Here is a 17,994-nt window from a genome sequence, read left to right as displayed (position 1 = left end):
GGCCGGCCGCCTGAACATTCGTTTCAGATTCACTTTTTCTGTCATTACCGGCCGGAATTGTCGTGCCATCATGGGCACCGCACATGGTGGTTGGTACCGATCCGAGAGGTCTGGTGATGAACCACGACCTGGTGGCCGACGGGACACGTGCGTCGGGCGTGCCGGCTCAGCGGCAGACCCCGGAAGGGCAGACAGCATCCGTACCGGCGCCGAAGGCTCGGTGGCGGCCGTGGATGACCGTGCTGGTCGTTCTGCTCTTCCTCGGTCAGATGGCGGTGGGGATGATCACCGCGGCCCGTGAGCAGTCCACGACCATTGATGAGCCGGTGTATCTGGGCACCGCGGTCACGTACGTGCGGGATCACCGTCTTGCCTACAACTATGAGCATCCGCCGCTGGCGAAGCTGATCATCGCGACCGGGATGGTCTTCGCCGATGTGCATGTCAGCAAGCCGTACCCGCAGGAGCAGTGGGCGCTCGGGCACGCGATGCTCTACGAGAACGGCAACGATCCCCAGCACGTGCTGTTCGCCGCGCGGCTGCCGATGATCGTGCTGACGTTGCTGTTCGGGCTGGTCGTCTTCGCGTTCGCGCGGGATCTGACCGGGTCGTCCGGTGGGCTGCTCGCGCTCGCGCTGTACGCGTTCTCGCCGGATGTCCTGGCCTACGGGTCCCTGGCCGGCGTGGACCTGCCGACCGCCGGGTTTCTGCTGACCGGGTTGTGGCTGTTGTGGCGGGCGCGCTCACGGCCGTACCTCAATCTGCCTTTGTCCGGGATCGCGCTCGGCGCCGCGGCCGCCACCAAGATGAGCGCCCTGCCCGCGCTGCCGATCGCCGCCCTGCTCGTGGTGCTGTCGGTGTGGCACGCCGGCCGGCTCCGGGTCGAGGGCCGGCCTTCGGTCGTCCGGCTGCTGGTGACCGGGGTCGCGGCGGCGGCCGGGGTGGTGGCTGTCGCGATCGTCGTGGTCTGGGTCAGCTACCTGATCGTGGACCCGCGGCTGCGCTGGAGCACCCCGCCGGGGCTGGCGGCGATCAGCGGTGTCAAGGCGCACGTGGTCGATCTGCTGCCGTTTCCGCGGCCGTTCCGCGACGGCATGCGGTTCCAGTTCAAGCTCGAGGACGGCGACTACTCCGGCTACATTTTCGGTAAGGCCTATATCGGTACGCGGTGGTACTACGTGCCCGGCGCTCTGCTGATCAAGGAGCCGCTCGGGATGCTCGGGCTGTGGCTGATCGGGGCGGCCGGCCTGCTGATCAGCCCGCGGCTGCGTGCCGCCGCCGCGTATCTGCTGCTCCCGACCCTGTTGCTGACACTCATCGCGATGACCGGGGCCCGCAACTGGGGTGTCCGGTACACGATCTTCATCCCGGTGATCCTGGCTGTTGCGGCGGCTTCGGTGGCCGCGTACCGCAGCCGCTGGCTGCATGTGACCGCTGGGCTGCTCGCCGTGTTCGTCGCGGTCAGTTCGGTGCGGGCGTTTCCGTACTATCTGCCCTACTCCAACGAGGCGTTCGGCGGGCCGAGCCGGACCTATACCCAGCTCACCGACTCCAACGTTGACTGGGGCCAGGATTTGGCCCGGCTCGGTAAGAAGTACCCGGGCCGGCCGATCTGGCTGATCTACAAGGGTCGCGGGGAACCCGCCGGCCACAACATCAACGCGCGGGATCCGTTCGGGGTGCCGCTCGATCAGGTGCACGGCACCATCGCGATCTCCGGGCGTTGTATCGCCACCCCGAACTCCTGCCTGCCGGTCGACGGTGACCGCAAGGCCGCGCGCCGGCAGTTCAACGAGCTGCTGGCCACCAGCTTGCAGATCGGCAACGTCGGCTACTCGATCCTGCTCTACCAGCGGTAGCGCCGCGACCCTCAGTCAGCGTGCGATGGAGTAGTGGACCTGGGTGTCGTGGGTGACGAACCCGGCGCTCTCGTAGACGCCGAACTCTTTGCTCGAACCATCGGCGTCGACCCGGAGGCTGGCCCGTCCGTAGCCCTGGTCCTGCGCGGCCCGGAGCGTGTGTGAGATCAGGGCTTCGGCCACGCCGCGCTGCTGGTACGCGGGCCGCGTGGCGATGACCCGGAAGTAGGCGTCGCGGATGCCGGTCGCCGCCGTCTCCGCCTCCCACGAGACGACCAGCAGGACGCCGGCCGCCGTCCCGGTCTCGACGTCACGGAGCAGAAAGCTCGACTCGGGCCGGAAGTTCGCGTTCACGGCCCAGATCTTCCACTGCTCGGCGGTGAGCGGCGACCCGCCCACGTCCTGGGCGGCCTCGTTGCGGACCGCGCGGAACTGCTCGTCGGTCTCGGCCGTGTAGCCCTCGATCCGCAGGCCGTCGGGGACAGGGGCGCCCGCAATGGCGGCGCCGAGCGGATGCCGCATGTGCCGGCTCCACTTCGTCGCCGTCATGCCGGCCGCACGGTACAGGGCGACGGCCCCGTGCACATGCTCGCCGTAGATCGATTCGACGACCAGTTCGAGCGTGGGGTGATGCAGTGCGTGCAGCGCCTCGGCGGTCGTCAGCCCGTGTTGCATTAGCTTCGTCCCGAGGCCCTGGCGACGATGGGTGGGGCGGACGGCGCCGGCCGCATGCACCCGGTGGACGATCTCGGCTGCCGGCTTGTAGTGGACCGCCGAGAAGCCGAGCATCGTCGCGCCGTCGAAGACCGCCAGCGTGGACGCCGGGAGGTCGTCGACCGGTGAGTCCAGCTCCTCGGTCGCGTCCTGCACGGTGTACTGCCCCCAGACGTGGTCCTCCGCGTCGATCGCGTTCAGCAGGTCGGCCATCGCCGCGCCGTCGGACACGGCCATCGGGCGCCAACTGAGGTTCCGCGATTCAACAGTCATGATCGCAACACTATGGAGCCCGGCGAGGGCTGTCATTCCGATTTCGGCCCGGTGACGGAGTCCGGCTCCCCCTGCCTGTTCGCGGCCCACGCCTGCCAAGGCCCGGTCCATCCAGCGGCGGCTCGGGAGCGGCGATCATTCGGGAATCGACGACCTGTCGGGTACGGCTCGCGGATGATGGACGATCGTGACGAAATCGAACGACCGGACCGGGGCGGCTTTGGTGACCGGGGTCGGCAGCCCGGAGGGCATCGGCTTGGCGATCGCGACGGAACTGATCGCGGCCGGCTTGCGGGTCGCGATCACGGCCACCACCGCGCGCGTGCACGAACGGGCCGCCGAGCTCGGCAACGACACCGTCGGGCTGGTCGCCGACCTGCGCGACCGGGAGCAGGCACAACGCCTGATCGACGACGTCCACGCCACGGTCGGCGACCTGGACGTGCTGGTCAACAACGCCGGGATGGCCCAGACCGGGCACGGCGACCGGTCCGCCGAGCTCGGCGACCTCGACCCCGCCGAATTCGACCGGCAGCTGGCCGTCAGCCTGACCACCTGCTTCAACGTCACCCGCCTGGTGCTGCCGCGGATGATCGCGCGCGGATACGGGCGGGTCGTCAACATCTCCTCGGTGACCGGGCCGCTGGTCAGCGTTCCGGGCCAATCGGCGTACGCCGCGGCCAAAGCCGGCATGGACGGGCTGACCCGCACGTGGGCGCTGGAGGCCGGGCCGGCCGGCGTGACCGTCAACAGCGTCGCGCCGGGCTGGATCGCCACCGCGTCCAGCACCCCGGACGAACTGCGGGCCGGGGCCGCGACCCCGGTGGGCCGGCCGGGCCGGCCCGACGAGGTGGCGGCCGCGGTCGGCTTCCTCGCCTCGGCCAAGGCCGCCTACATCACCGGCCAGGTGCTCGTCGTCGACGGCGGAAACCAGCTCGACGAGCGCCGCGCCTGAGTCCCGGCTCGGCTCGGGCTTCGCATTCCAGGCCTCCTGCGGGCGTACGGTCCGGTTGACCGCTGCGGAGTGGGGGCCGCTGCCGGATCCCGTCAGTGTTGTCCGTCGGGGTCGCAGTATTCGACCTCGTTGGTCAGCCGGAACGGGCCGAGCAGGACGCCGCGGCGGAACGGCAGTCCGCGGGGCATGTCGTCGGCGGCGATTTCGAGGGTGAACTGTTGCAGGGTCTGCATCGAGCGGCCGGCGATGGTCACCGGTCGACGGACCTCGTAGAGCGGCGCCCAGGGACACTCGTAGTAGCAGGTGCCGCCCCTGGGCGCGTTGAGGAAGGCGACGTCGCCGGCTGCGACGGCAGCATCCACCTCGGCTTTCAGGGCCATGGTGGCGGCGGGGTCCGGGTCCCATTCCCACAGTTCCTGGATTGCCTGCACGGCGCGGCGGTCGTGTTGCCAGCGGCGCAGGGTTGCCGGGTCGGTCAGGCACCAGGGGTCGAAGCGGGCGCCGCCGGGCAGGGTGGCGATGTCGGGGCGGGCGGCCGGGCGCAGGGCCCGGTAGTTGTCGAGCAGTTTGGGCATGGCGGCGAGCTGGCCGGCGTGGAACCACAGTTCCAGGGCCTGCTTGAGGTTGTTCTCGATCAGTTCGTGCAGGGTGGCGTTGTGTCGCTGGGTGCGCAGGCCCATCGCGTAGTCGGTGGCTGCGGCCGCCTCGGCGGCCAGCTGCTTGATCCGGTTGACCGCCTTACGGCGTTGTTCCGGGACACCGGCTCGCTCCAGCGCGTACAGCGCGACGTCGACGTGCTCACGCACCGGCGGGATCGCGGCCAGCAGAGCGCTCAAATGTTCGGGCGGGCACGGTTCCACCTCGGCCCAGGGCGGCAGGCTTGCCGGGAGGGCGAGTTCGCCGCTGATGTCGTAGTCGGGGTTGACCCTGGCCTGGCGGGCCCGCGACACCCAGCCTTCGACGGCGGCGAGCCAGCGTGCGGTCTGGTCGTAGGTGACCTGCGGGACATAGCCGACGGTGCCGGGGTTGGCGGTGTAGTCGGCGTCGAGGAACGTTTCGCCGAGCGTCTGCAGGACGAACGCGTTCCACGCGGCGAGGAGTTGGCTGCTGACGGCGACCGGGGCGTCCCACAGCGTCAAGCCGGCGGCGGCGAGCTCGGTGCGGACCTTCTCCGCGGCCATCAGCTCGTCGTAGGCGACCCGGCCGGCGGCGCGTAGCGCTTCGAGCAGAGCGGCGTCGCGTTCCCCGCTGAGCGATGCCCGCAGCTTCGTGACGAGCGTGGGCTTCAACGGGTCGGCCATGCGCGGGATCCTCCATCGCTTGATCGGTTCGGTCATTCACGATAGCGGCGGTCCGCATCACCATCGGTCCGTCGTTCAACCCGGCTGCTCTGCGCGGTCGGGTGCGGCCGCCCGGTAGGAGGCGCCGTGCGCGTCGTCGCAGTGGCTGTTCGGATCGTCGAGGTTGATCTCGTAACCGGTGGACCGGGTCGGGTCGGTGTCGGCGTGGTCGACCTGCAGCGTGCTGTGGGTGATCTGGTAGTCGCGGCGCAGCAGGTCCTCGATGTTCGCGCGCACGGCGTGGCAGTCGAGGCCTTCGGCGACCAGGATGTGGGCCGAGAGCGCCGGTTGCCCGGAGGTGATCTGCCAGACGTGCAGGTCGTGGATTTCCACGACGCCGTTCACACCGGTCAGGCGGGCGCCGAGCGCGGGTGGGTCGATGCCGGTCGGTGCCGCTTCCAGGAAGATCCGGCCGGAGTCGCGGATCAGACCGAGGCCGGCTTTGACCATCAGGACGACGACGATCAGGGTGGCGATCGGGTCGGCGCGGGTGAATCCGGTCAGCACCATGACGGCGCCGGCGATCGCGGTGGCGATGAACGCGAACAGGTCGTTGAGGACGTGCTGGAAGGCGCCCTCGACGTTGAGGCTCGATCGGTTGGCGCGACTCATCGCCCAGGCCGCCGCCAGGTTGACGACGATCCCGGCCAGGGCGGTGACCAGCACCAGTCCGCCGGTCACGTCAGGCGGGTCGATCAGCCGTTTGACAGCCTCGAAAGCCAGCCAGCCGCCGAGCAGGAGCATGGACAGGCCGTTGGCCTGGGCGGACAGGATCTCGGCGCGTTTGAGGCCGAAGGTGAATCCGCCCTTCGGCGGGCGGGCGGCCAGTCGCATGGCGACCAGGGCGAGCACGATCGCGCCGGCGTCGGTGAGCATGTGCGCCGCGTCGGAGAGCAGCGCGAGCGATCGGGCGATCAGACCGACGACGACTTCGCCGGCCATGAAGGTGGCGATCAGCGCGAGTGCCAGGGTCAGCCAGCGGCGGTCGGCGTCGGCGGAGACCCCGTGGCTGTGCCCGGAGTGGCCGTGTTCGTCGGGTCCGTGGCCGCTGTGGTCATGATTGTCGTGACCGTGCCCGTCCTGCCGGTGTTCGTCGTGGTCGTGTGGGTGCTCCATGCCTTCAGCCTCTCCGCTGGGCGCAACCGGGTCATGCTGATGATGGTGGTCGTAGTACCTGCTCAGCTCACCGGTGGGCGGCGACGTAGCTGCTCGTAGCGGTCGCCGGGTTGCGCGGTGAGCGGATTGCGGCCATCGCGGCGGCACCGGATCACGGGGAAGGCTGCCCGGCGCAGCAGCCGTCGGCACAGGTCCCGGCGTCGCCCGCCCTGGTGCCGGCGGGCGGGGTGGGGGCGCAGCAGGCGTCGCCGCGCCAGGCTTCGCGGCCTTCCTTGACGGCCACCGCGGCGATGACCAGCGCGGCGATCGGGTCGGCCCAGCTCCAGCCGAACAGGCTGTTGACCAGGAGGCCGACGAGCAGCACCCCGGAGAGGTAGGTGCACAGCAAGGTTTGTTTCGAGTCGGCGACCGCGGTGCGGGAGCCGAGTTCGCGGCCGGCGCGGCGCTGGGCGTAGGACAGGCCGGGCATCACGGCGAGCGAGACGGCAGCCAGGACGATGCCGACCGTGGAGTGTCCGGCTTCGGCACCGCCGAGCAGGGCTCGCACCGATTCGACGGTGACGTACGCGGCGAGCGCGAAGAACGAGATCGCGATGACCCGCAGCGCGGTCTTCTCCCGCTTCTCGGGGTCGGCGCCGGCGAACTGCCAGGCGACCGCAGCGGCGGAGGACACCTCGATGACCGAGTCGAGACCGAAGCCGATCAGCGCGGTGGAGTTCGCGAGGGTGCCGGCGCTGATCGCGACGACCGCCTCGATCACGTTGTAGGTGATGGTCGCGGCGACCAGCAGCCGGATCCGCCGGGTGAGCACCGCCCGGCGCTGAGCGCCCGGCCCGGCCGGCGTGAGCGGAGCAAGCGGCAGGTTCATCAGCAGCAGTCCTTGTCGGCCGCGTCGGGGCAGGCGGTCGGGTCGACCGCGAGGACCAGGCCGAGCAGGTCGTCGAGGGCGTGCCGGATCCGGAGGTCGGACAGCTCGTAACGGGTGCGGCGGCCCTCCGGGACGGCGACGACCAGACCGCAACCGCGCAGGCAGGCCAGATGGTTCGACAGGTTCTGCCGGGTCACCCCGAGCAGGTCGGCCAGCTCGGCCGGGTAGCCGGGCGCGTCACGCAGCGCCAGCAGCAGCCGGGCACGGGTCGCGTCCGACAGGGCATGCCCGAAGCGGGCGAGGACCTGGCCGTGTGTCACCGTCTCCATGGCCCGACAATACAGCGTCGGCTGTATTCAGCGAAACCTGTATCAAAGCGGGGTCGGGGAGCGCTCACGTCGTGGACCGGCGCGAGCATCCGACGATGAGCCGGGGCTGCCGGCCGTACCCAGGAATTCGCATTTGATCTTTGGTTCGCCTGTGGGTCGGGTCGACCGGCTCAGGGCAACGCTGAGCGGCTCGTCCCGGTTGCCGCGCGTCAAGCCCGGTGAATGCCGAAGTGGGCGGGCACCACCAGGCTGTTGGTCGCCGCCGCCCGGGCCAGGACGCGGCGCCGGGTCCGGATCGCCTCGGCCGGATCCTCACTCACGCAGATCTCGTGATCGGGCTCGATCACCTGCAGCGGGCTGTGGATCAGGTCGCCGACGAACAGCGCCCGATCCGTGCCGGACTCGAGCCGGAGCACGGCCGAGCCGGGCGTGTGACCGGACGCCAGTTCCAGCACCAGGTCCCCGTCGATGCGGTGGCTGTCGCCGTCCCACAGCACCGCCTGCCCGGCCCGGTGCACGGGCAGCACACTCTGCTCGAACACGGCCGCGACCTCGGGCACGGAGTGCAACGGCGACCGAGGAACATGGCCGTTGGCCGGATTCCAGTAGTCGAAATCGGCACGGCTGATCAGGTACCGGGCGTTGGGAAATGCCGGAATCCACTCGCCGCCGGCCAACCGCGTGTTGCCGCCCACGTGGTCGCTGTGCAGGTGCGTGTTGACCACGAGGTCCACGTCCTGCGGCCGGACCCCCGCCGCGGCCAGCAGGTCGAGCAGGTCGCCGCGCTCGAACTGCTCGGGCACACCGTGCTTGCCCCGGCCCAGCCCGCTGTCGATGAGCACCGTGCGGCCGGCGCTACGCAGCACCCAGGTCTGGATGGTGGTCTGCCACTCGCCGGTCGCGGCGTTCAGGAAATCCGGCGCCAGCCAGGATTCGTGCCGCCGCCACAGCTCACCGGGCACGGTCGGGAACAGGACGTTGGTCGCGCTGAAGCCACCGTGCCACTCGACGACCCGGATGACTTCGACCTTACCGAGAACAATTTTCTGCACCGGTTCACGGTAAGAAGCGGTGGTGAGACGCGAAATGCTTGTTCGTCTCGCCTGATTGAGCAAGCGTCTCGTCGCGCCGGCCGTCGGCAGCGGCTCCGGTGGTGGCGAGGACGGTCTTGCGCCAGGTCGGTGACGCGCGACAGGGCGCGGACGAAACGGGCACGCGGCGGCCGCTCAGCCGTGCGGGAACGGGGTGCGCAGGACGCGCGCGGCGAGCACGGCGCAGACCAGTGCGATCGGGATCTCGGCGAAGACCGCCATGACGATCGCAGCGGCCAGATCCGGGCCGGGCGCGGCCGCCGTGACGTCGAACCAGGCGTCCACGAGCAGCAGCACCGCGGCGCCGACCGCGCTCAGCACGCACCGGTTGTCCCGCCGCAGCAGGAACCGGCCGGTGGCGAACAGCGCCAGCGCCTCGCAGCCGTCCAGGCCGACCCAGGCGAGCGACCAGTGCGCGTCCCACGCGCTGGCCGGCAGGGTGACCGAGAGGTAGCACAGCCACGGGATCATCGCGAGCCCGGCCAGCACGAAGGCGGCGCCGAGCCCGCTCGACCGGCGTCCGGCGGGGCCGCGGTCGAGGTGGTACGTGACGGCAAGCATGGCGGTCGTCCCCTCTCGGCCCGGCGTCTGGTGGTGCGCCGGGCACGATCACCACTCTGGCCGCCGCGGCCCGGCGAATCAGTAGTGCGGCTTTCCGTTCCGGGGGTGGTGCCAGGTACAGGCCGATGCGGGCACCAGCGCCATGGAGCGCCGGTCACGTGGCCGAATACCGTAGGGGCCATGAACGCCGTCCTGGCGCCGATCGGCCACTTCCTGCTGGCACCCTGGCGCGGGCGGCCGTGGCGCGACCTGTGGTTCGTGATCCTCGGCTCGGCGCTGAGCCTGCTGCCGCTGGGTTTGATCGGGCTGCCGTGGGCGTTCTTCGCCCCCGTCCACCTGCCGTCGATCCTGGCCTGCGCCGTCCTCCCGCCGCTGGCGGCGGTGCTGCTGGGCCCGCAGCTCACGACGCTGCGCCGGTCCGTGTACTACGAGATCCGGGGCGCCCAGATCCCCCGGGCTCCGCACACCGCCCGCGACGCCGCGTCCGCGGAGGCGCCGTTCCTCCCGCGGATGAGCGCGCGGCTGCGCAACCCGCGCACCTGGCGGCAGGCCTGCTACCACCTGATCGCGGGGCCGGCGGCCAACCTGGTCGGCGTGATCGCGGGCACCATGTGGGTCTGCGGGCTGATCTGCTTCGGCTGGCTGAGCGCGGCGATCGCCTTCGGCCCGGACTGGAAGTGGCTGTCCATGGCGACGTCCCTGGCCCTGTGGCTGGCGCTCGGGTGCCTGGTGGTGGTCTACCTCATGCCCTGGCTGGTCATGGCCTCGGTGCGCTGGGATCTGAAGGTCGCCACCGACCTGCTCGGCCCCAGCCGGGCGGAGCGGCTGGCCCGGCGGGTGACCGACCTGACCGAGAGCCGGGCCGCGGTGGTGGAGGCCGCCGACGCCGAGCGTCGCCGGATCGAACGCGACCTGCACGACGGCGCCCAGCAGCGGCTGGTGTCCCTGGCGATGAACCTGGGCCTGGCCCGGGCGACCCTGAAGGACCTGCCCGAGGACGCCCGGACCGCGCTGGCCGAGGCGCACGAGCAGGCCAAGGAGGCCCTGGGCGAGCTGCGCAACCTGGTGCGCGGCCTGCACCCGGTGGTCCTGGAGGACCGCGGCCTGGACGCGGCGCTCTCCGGCATCGCGGCCCGCTCCCCGGTGCCGGTGCGGTTGGCGGTGGACGTGCCCCGGCGGGTCGCGCCGACGGTCGAGGCGGTGGCGTACTTCATGGTCGCGGAGGCCCTGGCCAACGTGGCCAAGCACGCCCGGGCGTCCGCGGCCCGGGTGGACGTGTGGCTCGACGGCGCCCGGCTGCGGCTGTCCGTCGCGGACGACGGGATCGGCGGCGCCGACGCCGCCCGCGGCTCCGGGCTGACCGGCCTGGCGCAGCGCGCGGCCTCGGTGGACGGCAGGTTCGAGATGGTCAGCCCGGTCGGTGGGCCGACCACGATCAGGGTGGAGCTTCCGTGCGAACTGTGATCGCCGAGGACTCGGTGCTGCTGCGCGCCGGGCTGACCAAACTGCTGGAGACGACCGGCTTCGAGGTGGCCGCCGCGGTCGACGACGCCGCCGGGCTGCTGGCCGCGGTGCAGCGGCACCGCCCGGAACTGGTGATCGTGGACGTACGGATGCCGCCGACCTTCACCGACGAGGGGATCCGCGCCGCCCTGGTGGTCCGGCGGCAGTGGCCCGAGGTGGCGATCATGGTGCTGTCCCAGTACGTCGAGGAGCGCTACGCCGCCGACCTGCTCTCCACGAGCACCACCGGCGTCGGCTACCTGCTCAAGGACCGGGTCGCGGACGTGGACGTCTTCCTGGAGTCGCTGCGCCGGGTGGCCGCCGGCGGCACCGCACTGGACCCCGAGGTGGTGGCGCAGCTGCTGGTGCGGCGGCAGGACACCCCGCTGGACCGGCTCACCGGGCGGGAGCGGGAGGTGCTCGGGCTGATGGCCGAGGGGCGGTCCAACGCCGGGATCGCGGACAAGCTCGTGGTCAGCGAGAGCGCCGTGGCCAAGCACATCAACAGCATCTTCACCAAGTTCGACCTGCCCGCCGCGGAGGGCGATCACCGGCGGGTCCTGGCCGTGCTGCGATTCCTGCAGAGCGCGTCGCCGACCGTGTGAAGCGTAAGGTCGCGGGCGGCCGCGAGCTGACCTCAAGAAGGCCGATGACGAAGGCCTTCACGGCGCCGCCCCTCAGCCGGGCAGGGTGCTGAGCTCGCCGCCGTCGGCGAACAGGATCGCGCCGTTGACGTAGCTGCTGACGTCGCTGACCAGGAACGAGACGACGTCGGCGATCTCCTCGGGGCGCCCGGCCCGGCCGCGCGCGTTGGTCTTGTCCAGGGCTCCGATGTGCTCGCCGAGCATCGCCACCGTGCCCTCGGTGTGCACCGGGCCGGGCGAGACCGCGTTGACCCGCACGCCGGACGGGCCGAACTCGGTCGCCCAGTAGCGGGTCAGGATCTCCGCGCCGGCCTTGGACGCCGCGTAGGCGGCGCCGATCGCGGCGGGCTGACGCGCCGCGCTCGAACCGACCAGCACGATCGAGCCGTGCCCGCGCCGGGCCATGGCGGGCGCCAAAGCTCCGACGAGCAGGAACGGGGCGCGGGTGTTGACCGCGACGTGCCGATCGAAGCTGGCGGCATCGGTGGCCGCGGTGGGGGCGAACTCGTACAGCCCGGCGCTGCTGACCAGGATGTCCACCTCGCCGGCCGCGGCGGCCAGGCGCAGCGTGTCCTGGGCGTCGGCGAGGTCGGCCGCAACGAACCGGGCCGTGCCGCCGTCGGCCGCGATCTCCTTCACCAGTGCCTCGCCGCGGGCGTGGTCTCGCCCGTGCAGCACGACGTCGGCCCCCAGCCGGGCCAGGTGTTGCGCGATGGCCTTGCCGATCCCTGAGGTCGCCCCGGTCACCAGTGCGGTCTTTCCGTGCAAACCGGTGCTGATGGTCATCGCCGTCTCCCCTGCTGTCGTCGTCATGCCGTACGGCCTGACTCAACAACTATGCATGGCAGATGTTCTGCCCGCAAGAACATCTGCCGACAAGCGCATGGTGTTACGATGCCCGGGTGAGTGACAAACCTCGCGGCGCGGCCGACGACCTGACCCTGGGGACCGATCTGGGCTGGGCGATCCGCCTGGTCTCGGCGGCATTCAGTCGCGTCGCCACCGAGTCCGTCGCCGGGCTGCCCGGCGGACCGCGGGGCTACCTGGTCCTGATGGCCCTGGCCGGCGGGGAGCCGCCCTCACAGCTGTCGCTGGCCAAGGAGGTCAGCCTCGACCGCACCGTGATGACCTACCTGCTCGACGACCTGGAAGCGCACCAGCTGGTGACCCGGCGCCCCGACCCGCGGGACCGGCGTGCACGCCAGGTTCTCCTCACCGACACCGGACGCACTCGCCTCCAGCAGGTCCGGCTCAGCCTCGCCGCCGCCGAGGCACGCCTGCTCGCCGATCTCGACGAGCAGGACTCGGAGCAGTTGCGCACGCTGCTCTCGCGGGTCGCGCAGACCGCCCAGCGGGAGTCACTCGCCCCCGACGAGGCGGACTGCTGACCGCTCCGCAGCGGATGTGCGCCGCTCCCGCTGTCACGCACCGCAACAGGGACGCGAATAGTTTTCACTCGGGCGCATTGTGATCTGAGCCACTCGGGACCTACCATCCAGGTGCGTCAATGGGAACACCGCGGGGTTTCGCATTCCGAGCATTCGTCCTGCTCACCCATCGGGAGAAGACATGCGCTCCAGCATCACCGGTCGCCTCTGGCGACTGCTGGGCGCGGCGGCCGCAGCCACCGCGCTCACCGCCGGCGCCACCACCTCGGTCGCCGCCGCCGGCCCGGCATCCACCGCCGCCGCGCTGCGCGAGGTCATGTTCGTCGGCAACAACTGGGAGGGCACCGCCGACGTCATCGACTCGCACGGCGACTTCGCCAAGATCGGGCGGGTCAACGTCGTGCCGGACAAGGATCGCCGGCTCGCCGAGATCTACCTCAACCCGATCAAGCTGATCTACTTCCTCGGCATCCGCAACGGCCCCGGCGAGGGCCACGACCAGCTCGTCGACGATCTCTACTCCACGCCGGACGGCACCGCGCTGGTGGCGTCGCGGCCCAGTTTCGCCGACGTCGTCTCCATCGACCTGGCCACCGGGAAGCTCAAGTGGCGGTTCGCGGTCGCCGGTTACCGCGCCGACCACATGGCGGTCTCCCCCGACGGCACCAAGGTCGCGGTCTCCGCCTCGACCGCCAACACCGTGCAGGTGCTCGACATCAACACCGGCGCCCAGCTCGGCTCGTTCGCGACCGGCGACAAGCCGCACGAGAACGTCTACACCGACGGCGGCCGGTACCTGTGGAACATGTCGATCGGCAACGTCGAGACCGACCTGGACAGCCCGCAGCAGGACTGGACCAAGGGCGATCGGCACATCACCGTGGTCGACACCAGCACGTACCGGGTGGTCAAGACGATCGACATGCGGGCGCGGCTCGACGCGTTCGGCCGCTCCGATCTGTCCAATGCCGTACGTCCGGCGGTCTTCAGCCCGGACTTCGGCAAGCTGTACTTCCAGGTGTCGTTCTTCAACGGCTTCATCGAGTACGACGTCGCCACCGACAAGATCACCCGAGTGAAGACGCTGCCGAAGAATCCGGCCACCAGCGACGACCGCACCACGTTCGTCAACGACTCGCGCCACCACGGGCTGTCCATGAGCCCGGACGGCAGCAAACTGTGCGTCGCCGGGACGATGGACGACTACGCCACCGTCGTGGACCGCGCGAGCCTGCAGGAGGGAACGCTGGTTCCGGCCGTCAAGCCGTACTGGGCGACGGTCAGCGGCGACGGGCGCGACTGCGTCATCTCCGAGAGCGGCGCCGACCAGGTCACCGCCATCGACTTCGCCACCGGACAGAAGGTCGTCTCGGTTCCGGTCGGTGACCACCCGCAGCGGGTCCGCCTCGCCCACGTCCCGGCCGGCTGGACCAGCCCGGCCGGCTGACCGGCACCACACCGCCGATCGCGCCGGATTCGACGCGATCGGCGGGTCCGCGGTCCGCGACGACGCGGTTCCTCTCAGACACGGGGCAGCAGGCGGACGGTGACCTCACGGGCCTGCTCCCCCACGACGGAACCCACGATCGCGGGCCCGTAACGGTCGTATTTGGCGTGGTAGGCGGCGTCGATGCCCGGGTGGACGTCCGGCGCGGCCGACGCGAAGCTGACCTCGCGTTCCAGGCCGCCGGCGCGGATCCGGCCCGCCCCGGCGCGCAGCGCGCGCACGTACCAGCCGTTGGCCGGGCCGCGAGCCGAGCGCACGTACAGCTCGTCACCGGTGCGCACCACCCACATCGTCACGTAGGGCCGCAGCGTCCCGTCACGACGCGGCGTGGCCAGCCCCAGTTCCTCGGCGCCGCCGATGGCGGTCAGCTCCTCGCCGGTCCAGGTGGTCATCATCGGTTCAGCCATCACAAAATTCCTTTCACAATCCTTAACCCGGATTCGGTACGGACGGAGCCGGTCACCGCGATCCGGGCACATCGGTGCTGCCACGCAGCGCCAGGCCGGCGGCGGCGGTGCGGACGACGAGCGGCGAGCCGCCCGTCCGCCGGAAGGTGTCGAACACACCGCTGGCAGTACCCGCTCGATGCGCCGGCACACTGTCGAGGAAAACCCCCGGCCGCGGCGGGCCGGGAGCCACCGCGCAAAGGGGTACCAGCAGGGACCCCCTCACCCGAGGCCGGATGCCTAACGTGGGTTCATGGACAACCGCGACGAGGTACGGGCGTTCCTCACCTCCCGCCGGGCCAAGGTCAGCCCCGAACAGGCCGGCATCCCCGCCTACGGCAGCCGCCGCGTCGCCGGACTACGCCGCGGCGAGGTCGCCGCCCTCGCCGGCGTCAGCGTCGAGTACTACACCCGCCTGGAACGCGGCAACCTGGCCGGCGTCTCCGACAGCGTCCTGGACGCCGTGGCCCGCGCGCTGCGCCTCGACGACACCGAAACCACCCACCTGCACCACCTGGCCCGCGCCGCCGGCCCCACCCCCGCCCGGCTGCGGACCCGCCGCGACCGGGTACCCGAGATCCGCCCAGCCGTGCGCCGCGTCCTGGACTCGATGACCGGGGTTCCCGCGTTCCTGCGCAACCACCGCTTCGACCTGCTGGCCACCAACCCGCTCGGGCTGGCCCTCTACGCACCGATGTACACCGCCGGCGCGACGACGGCGGTGAACTCGATGCGATTCAACTTCCTGAACCCGCAGGCCCAGGCGTTCTACCCGGACTGGCCGCAGGTCGCTCAGTCTGCCGTCGCCGCGCTGCGCATCGCCGCCGCCCGGCACCCCGACGACCAGCAACTGATGAACCTCATCGGCGAACTGTCCATGCGCAGCGAACCGTTCCGCGGCTGGTGGGCCACCCAGGACGTGTACGTGCACCGGCACGGCGTCAAACGCTTCCGCCACCCCGCCGTCGGCGACCTGGAGCTGGCCTTCGAGGGCTTCGAACTGACCGGCGAGGACAACCTGACGATGCTCACCTACTCCGCCGAACCCGGCACCCCCTCCGGCGACGGCCTCGAACTACTCGCCGCCTGGGCCGCCACCCAGGACAAGGTGACGGTCTAGGACGAGGCGCCGGCCCTCGCCTTGAGCCGCCGCCTACTTGATGCCGTAGGTGGCGAAGAGTTCATCGACGGCCAGGTCACGCTTCCAGGTCTCGCGCATCGCGTTCTCGTACCGGAACGAGTAGGTCACGTCCACCGGGTATCTCCGCCGGAGGATCGGAAGGCAGATCTCCTTGCAGGGACTGAACTCGGTATAGATCGCCCGTACCGAGCTGACCTTGCGCGCCTCGCTGATGAGCCGGTCCCCCAGTTGCTCGGAGTGGTCGAAGCCGCTGAAGTTCTGGAAGGCCACGAAGTTGCTCCGCTCCACACCCTGACCACGCAGCAGAGTCCGGAAGGAGTCCGGGAGGCCGGAGGCGAGGTCGGCCGGCGTCAGTACGTGTCCCCGGCCACTGCGCAGCACCAGCAGAAGGTCCTCGGTGAGTTCGGTGAACTCGAAAACGGCGACGTTGCCGCCGAGGCGCAGCTTGAGCTTCAGCCGCATGGCCTGAGCCATCAGGCTGGCCGGCGTCGCGCCGTAGCCGCGTATCGCCAGGTGAAATCCTTTGCCGGCGGTGGCCAGCAGGCCGCGGGCGGCCGGTGACTCGGCCACCGATCGGTTGGCCACGCCCGGGTTCTTGATCTCTCGCGATCCCGCCACGGGCTCGCGCAGCGTCGACGTGCCCGAGGCCTGTCGGCCATCGGTTGCCCGCCCGCCGGAACTCCGTCTGCCGGGACCGGCCACGATCGGCTCCGTCGACGGCCGCGTCGTCGGCCTGATCTCGACGACCTGGCCGACAGCGTCGGCCGGCGGGGCCGGTGCCCCGGCCGAGGCGGCGGCCCTGTGCCGGCTGGGCATGGTCGGCTCGGTTCGCCGCCGCCGGGTGGGCGACGCCGGCGTTCCCCGCTGCGGCCGGCGTACCGCCGCCGGTTCGGTGCGGGCGGCCGGACCGGCTCCTGCGCCCGAGTCGATCCCGGGACTGCCGGTCCCACGTTCGCGGAGGCGCGCGACCTCGCCGGGGGGCGCGTCGAGCCCTGGCGAGGCTGTCCGGGCGTCGAGTCCGCGCGAGCCGATCGGGTCAGCCACCGGACTGCCGGCCGTGCGCCCGGCCGCCCTTTCGGCGGTCAGGCCTTCGGCCCGGGCGGCGTTCTGCTCGAAGGCCCGCAACCGGGTCGCCTCGGCGGCCCGATCCGCGGCCCGTGCGCCCACGTCGGTCAGCGCGTGGGTCACACCCTTCCACGCCAGCCATGAGCTCACCAGCGTCGCCGCCCCCGCGAACGCCGTCTCCCGGTAGGTCGGCTCATCGGCGAGGCGGGTTTTCTGCGGCGCGAACGCCAGCGCGCCGGCGGCCATCTCCTGCTCCCGCTCGCGAACGTAGGTGGCGACCGCGGTGGCTCCGGTCAGGGCCAGGTCGAGCACGCCGATCACGGCGAGGCCGACCGGCCCGGTCACCAGGCCGACGCAGAGCAGGACCATTTGCGTCGCCTCCACCGCGCTGCTGAACCAGCCTTTGCCCAGGAAGGCTCCCAGGGCGGTGGCGAAGTCGGCGAACAGTGGCACGTCGGCCAGCCCGAGCGTCGCCATGCCGCCCAGGATGATCGGCGGGTAGCGCCATACGTGTGCCGGATCGCCGGTGATGTCGCCACGGAACTCCAGGATCGAGTCGATCGCGTCGGCGATCCGCCGCAGGGCCGCGTCGAGGCCGGCCTTCGGTGACTCCTCGAACGCCTCGATCAGGCCGACCCCGTGCGGATGCTGGACGAGCAGCCGGAAGATCTCGGCGTGCTCGCTGGAGTACGGCACGCTTCGCGAGGTGGCCCAGACCAGGCGGCGGCGTTGCAGCCGGTCGATCACCTGACTCGCGGTCTCGTCCGGGCGCTGCCAGGGCGCGGCCTCCTGGAAGCCCTTGCCGCGTACCTCTCTCATGACCGGCTTCGCCATGTCGTGCAGCCGCGCGGCGGCACCCGGTGCCAGCAGCCGCTGACCGATCATCTCCACCACGTCCCGCTCGCGGCCGAGCGTGGCGTTCAACCAGCTCACCGAGGCATTCTGGAGGCGCGGCACGATGAGGTCCCAGTCGCGCCGGTACAGCGCCCGCACCTGACCGAGGGCGCGCCGGTCCGGCAGGTCGGGACCGCTCGCGGTGTCGACGTAGGCAAACAGCTGGGGCCGGATCAGGCGGCCACTGAGCTTCTCCGGGTAGATCCAGCTGCCGATCGGCCGTTCGCCGTAGAAGTCCAGCGCGTACCACAGCCGGCCGAGATCGGTGGCGGCCTGCCGCAGACTCGTCGCCATGGCGGC

General features: G+C 71.1%; 17 protein-coding genes. 7 read left to right on the top strand and 10 right to left on the bottom strand.

Translation table 11 applies throughout. The features are described 5' to 3' along the window. Positions 1–116: 116 nt before the first annotated feature. Complete coding sequence (locus tag L3i22_RS20900; RefSeq protein ID WP_221328640.1) at positions 117–1,859, top strand: glycosyltransferase family 39 protein; 1,743 nt, start codon at positions 117–119, stop codon at positions 1,857–1,859. 15 nt (positions 1,860–1,874) lie between these two features. Here the strand turns inward: L3i22_RS20900 and L3i22_RS20895 are convergent, their stop codons facing one another. Next, complete coding sequence (locus L3i22_RS20895; protein ID WP_221328639.1) at positions 1,875–2,846, bottom strand: GNAT family N-acetyltransferase; 972 nt, start codon at positions 2,844–2,846, stop codon at positions 1,875–1,877. A 187-nt stretch (positions 2,847–3,033) separates the two neighbouring features. On the opposite strand from L3i22_RS20895, the gene L3i22_RS20890 reads away from it, so the two are divergent. Continuing rightward, positions 3,034–3,801, top strand: a complete 768-nt coding sequence (locus L3i22_RS20890) for an SDR family NAD(P)-dependent oxidoreductase (protein WP_221328638.1) — start codon at positions 3,034–3,036, stop codon at positions 3,799–3,801. Between the two features lie 92 nt (positions 3,802–3,893). Here L3i22_RS20890 and L3i22_RS20885 read toward each other — a convergent pair whose 3' ends face one another. From L3i22_RS20885 to L3i22_RS20860, 6 genes are all read right to left on the bottom strand, one after another. Then, positions 3,894–5,102, bottom strand: coding sequence for a hypothetical protein (locus L3i22_RS20885; protein ID WP_221328637.1), 1,209 nt, complete (start codon positions 5,100–5,102; stop codon positions 3,894–3,896). Between the two features lie 75 nt (positions 5,103–5,177). Further along, the gene (locus L3i22_RS20880; protein ID WP_221328636.1) at positions 5,178–6,257 is read right to left on the bottom strand and encodes a cation diffusion facilitator family transporter; all 1,080 of its coding nucleotides are present in this window, start codon (positions 6,255–6,257) and stop codon (positions 5,178–5,180) included. A gap of 151 nt (positions 6,258–6,408) precedes the next feature. Continuing rightward, positions 6,409–7,125, bottom strand: coding sequence for a cation transporter (locus L3i22_RS20875; RefSeq protein ID WP_221328635.1), 717 nt, complete (start codon positions 7,123–7,125; stop codon positions 6,409–6,411). Then, the gene (locus tag L3i22_RS20870; protein ID WP_221328634.1) at positions 7,125–7,454 is read right to left on the bottom strand and encodes a helix-turn-helix transcriptional regulator; all 330 of its coding nucleotides are present in this window, start codon (positions 7,452–7,454) and stop codon (positions 7,125–7,127) included. Before L3i22_RS20870 ends, L3i22_RS20875 begins: the two co-directional genes overlap by 1 nt. Positions 7,455–7,663: 209 nt before the next feature. Continuing rightward, on the bottom strand, positions 7,664–8,506 hold the full coding sequence (locus tag L3i22_RS20865; RefSeq protein WP_221328633.1) for an MBL fold metallo-hydrolase: 843 nt from the start codon (positions 8,504–8,506) through the stop codon (positions 7,664–7,666). Between the two features lie 174 nt (positions 8,507–8,680). Beyond that, a complete protein-coding gene (locus L3i22_RS20860; RefSeq protein WP_221328632.1) occupies positions 8,681–9,106 on the bottom strand; it encodes a hypothetical protein in 426 nt (141 codons plus the stop codon). A gap of 180 nt (positions 9,107–9,286) precedes the next feature. Here L3i22_RS20860 and L3i22_RS20855 point away from each other — a divergent pair, with 180 nt between their 5' ends. Both L3i22_RS20855 and L3i22_RS20850 read left to right on the top strand, forming a co-directional pair. Next, positions 9,287–10,570, top strand: a complete 1,284-nt coding sequence (locus L3i22_RS20855) for a sensor histidine kinase (RefSeq protein ID WP_255658442.1) — start codon at positions 9,287–9,289, stop codon at positions 10,568–10,570. Then, positions 10,558–11,214 carry a response regulator transcription factor gene (locus L3i22_RS20850; protein ID WP_221328631.1) on the top strand — a complete coding sequence of 219 codons (657 nt, stop codon included), beginning with the start codon at positions 10,558–10,560 and terminating at the stop codon, positions 11,212–11,214. Before L3i22_RS20855 ends, L3i22_RS20850 begins: the two co-directional genes overlap by 13 nt. A gap of 72 nt (positions 11,215–11,286) precedes the next feature. On the opposite strand, the gene L3i22_RS20845 is transcribed toward L3i22_RS20850, so the two are convergent. Then, positions 11,287–12,039, bottom strand: coding sequence for an SDR family NAD(P)-dependent oxidoreductase (locus L3i22_RS20845; protein WP_221328630.1), 753 nt, complete (start codon positions 12,037–12,039; stop codon positions 11,287–11,289). Between the two features lie 116 nt (positions 12,040–12,155). Between L3i22_RS20845 and L3i22_RS20840 the strand changes: the two genes are divergently transcribed. Both L3i22_RS20840 and L3i22_RS20835 read left to right on the top strand, forming a co-directional pair. Continuing rightward, positions 12,156–12,641, top strand: a complete 486-nt coding sequence (locus tag L3i22_RS20840; protein WP_221328629.1) for a MarR family winged helix-turn-helix transcriptional regulator — start codon at positions 12,156–12,158, stop codon at positions 12,639–12,641. A 181-nt stretch (positions 12,642–12,822) separates the two neighbouring features. After that, positions 12,823–14,088 carry a YncE family protein gene (locus tag L3i22_RS20835; RefSeq protein ID WP_221328628.1) on the top strand — a complete coding sequence of 422 codons (1,266 nt, stop codon included), beginning with the start codon at positions 12,823–12,825 and terminating at the stop codon, positions 14,086–14,088. A 74-nt stretch (positions 14,089–14,162) separates the two neighbouring features. Here the strand turns inward: L3i22_RS20835 and L3i22_RS20830 are convergent, their stop codons facing one another. Continuing rightward, positions 14,163–14,555 (bottom strand): DUF2255 family protein, encoded by a 393-nt coding sequence (locus L3i22_RS20830; RefSeq protein WP_221328627.1) that lies wholly within the window; start codon positions 14,553–14,555, stop codon positions 14,163–14,165. A gap of 292 nt (positions 14,556–14,847) precedes the next feature. Here L3i22_RS20830 and L3i22_RS20825 point away from each other — a divergent pair, with 292 nt between their 5' ends. After that, positions 14,848–15,714: a helix-turn-helix transcriptional regulator gene (locus L3i22_RS20825; protein ID WP_221328626.1), complete on the top strand. Its 867-nt coding sequence runs from the start codon at positions 14,848–14,850 to the stop codon at positions 15,712–15,714. A gap of 33 nt (positions 15,715–15,747) precedes the next feature. Here the strand turns inward: L3i22_RS20825 and L3i22_RS20820 are convergent, their stop codons facing one another. Then, positions 15,748–17,988 (bottom strand): nucleic acid/nucleotide deaminase domain-containing protein, encoded by a 2,241-nt coding sequence (locus L3i22_RS20820; RefSeq protein ID WP_221328625.1) that lies wholly within the window; start codon positions 17,986–17,988, stop codon positions 15,748–15,750. Between the last annotated feature and the right edge of the window lie 6 nt (positions 17,989–17,994).

This window comes from Actinoplanes sp. L3-i22 (assembly GCF_019704555.1).
In the GTDB taxonomy this organism is placed as follows: Bacteria; Actinomycetota; Actinomycetes; order Mycobacteriales; family Micromonosporaceae; genus Actinoplanes.
Note: the sequence above shows the minus strand (reverse complement) of the source record. Positions and strands in the feature narration are given on the sequence as shown.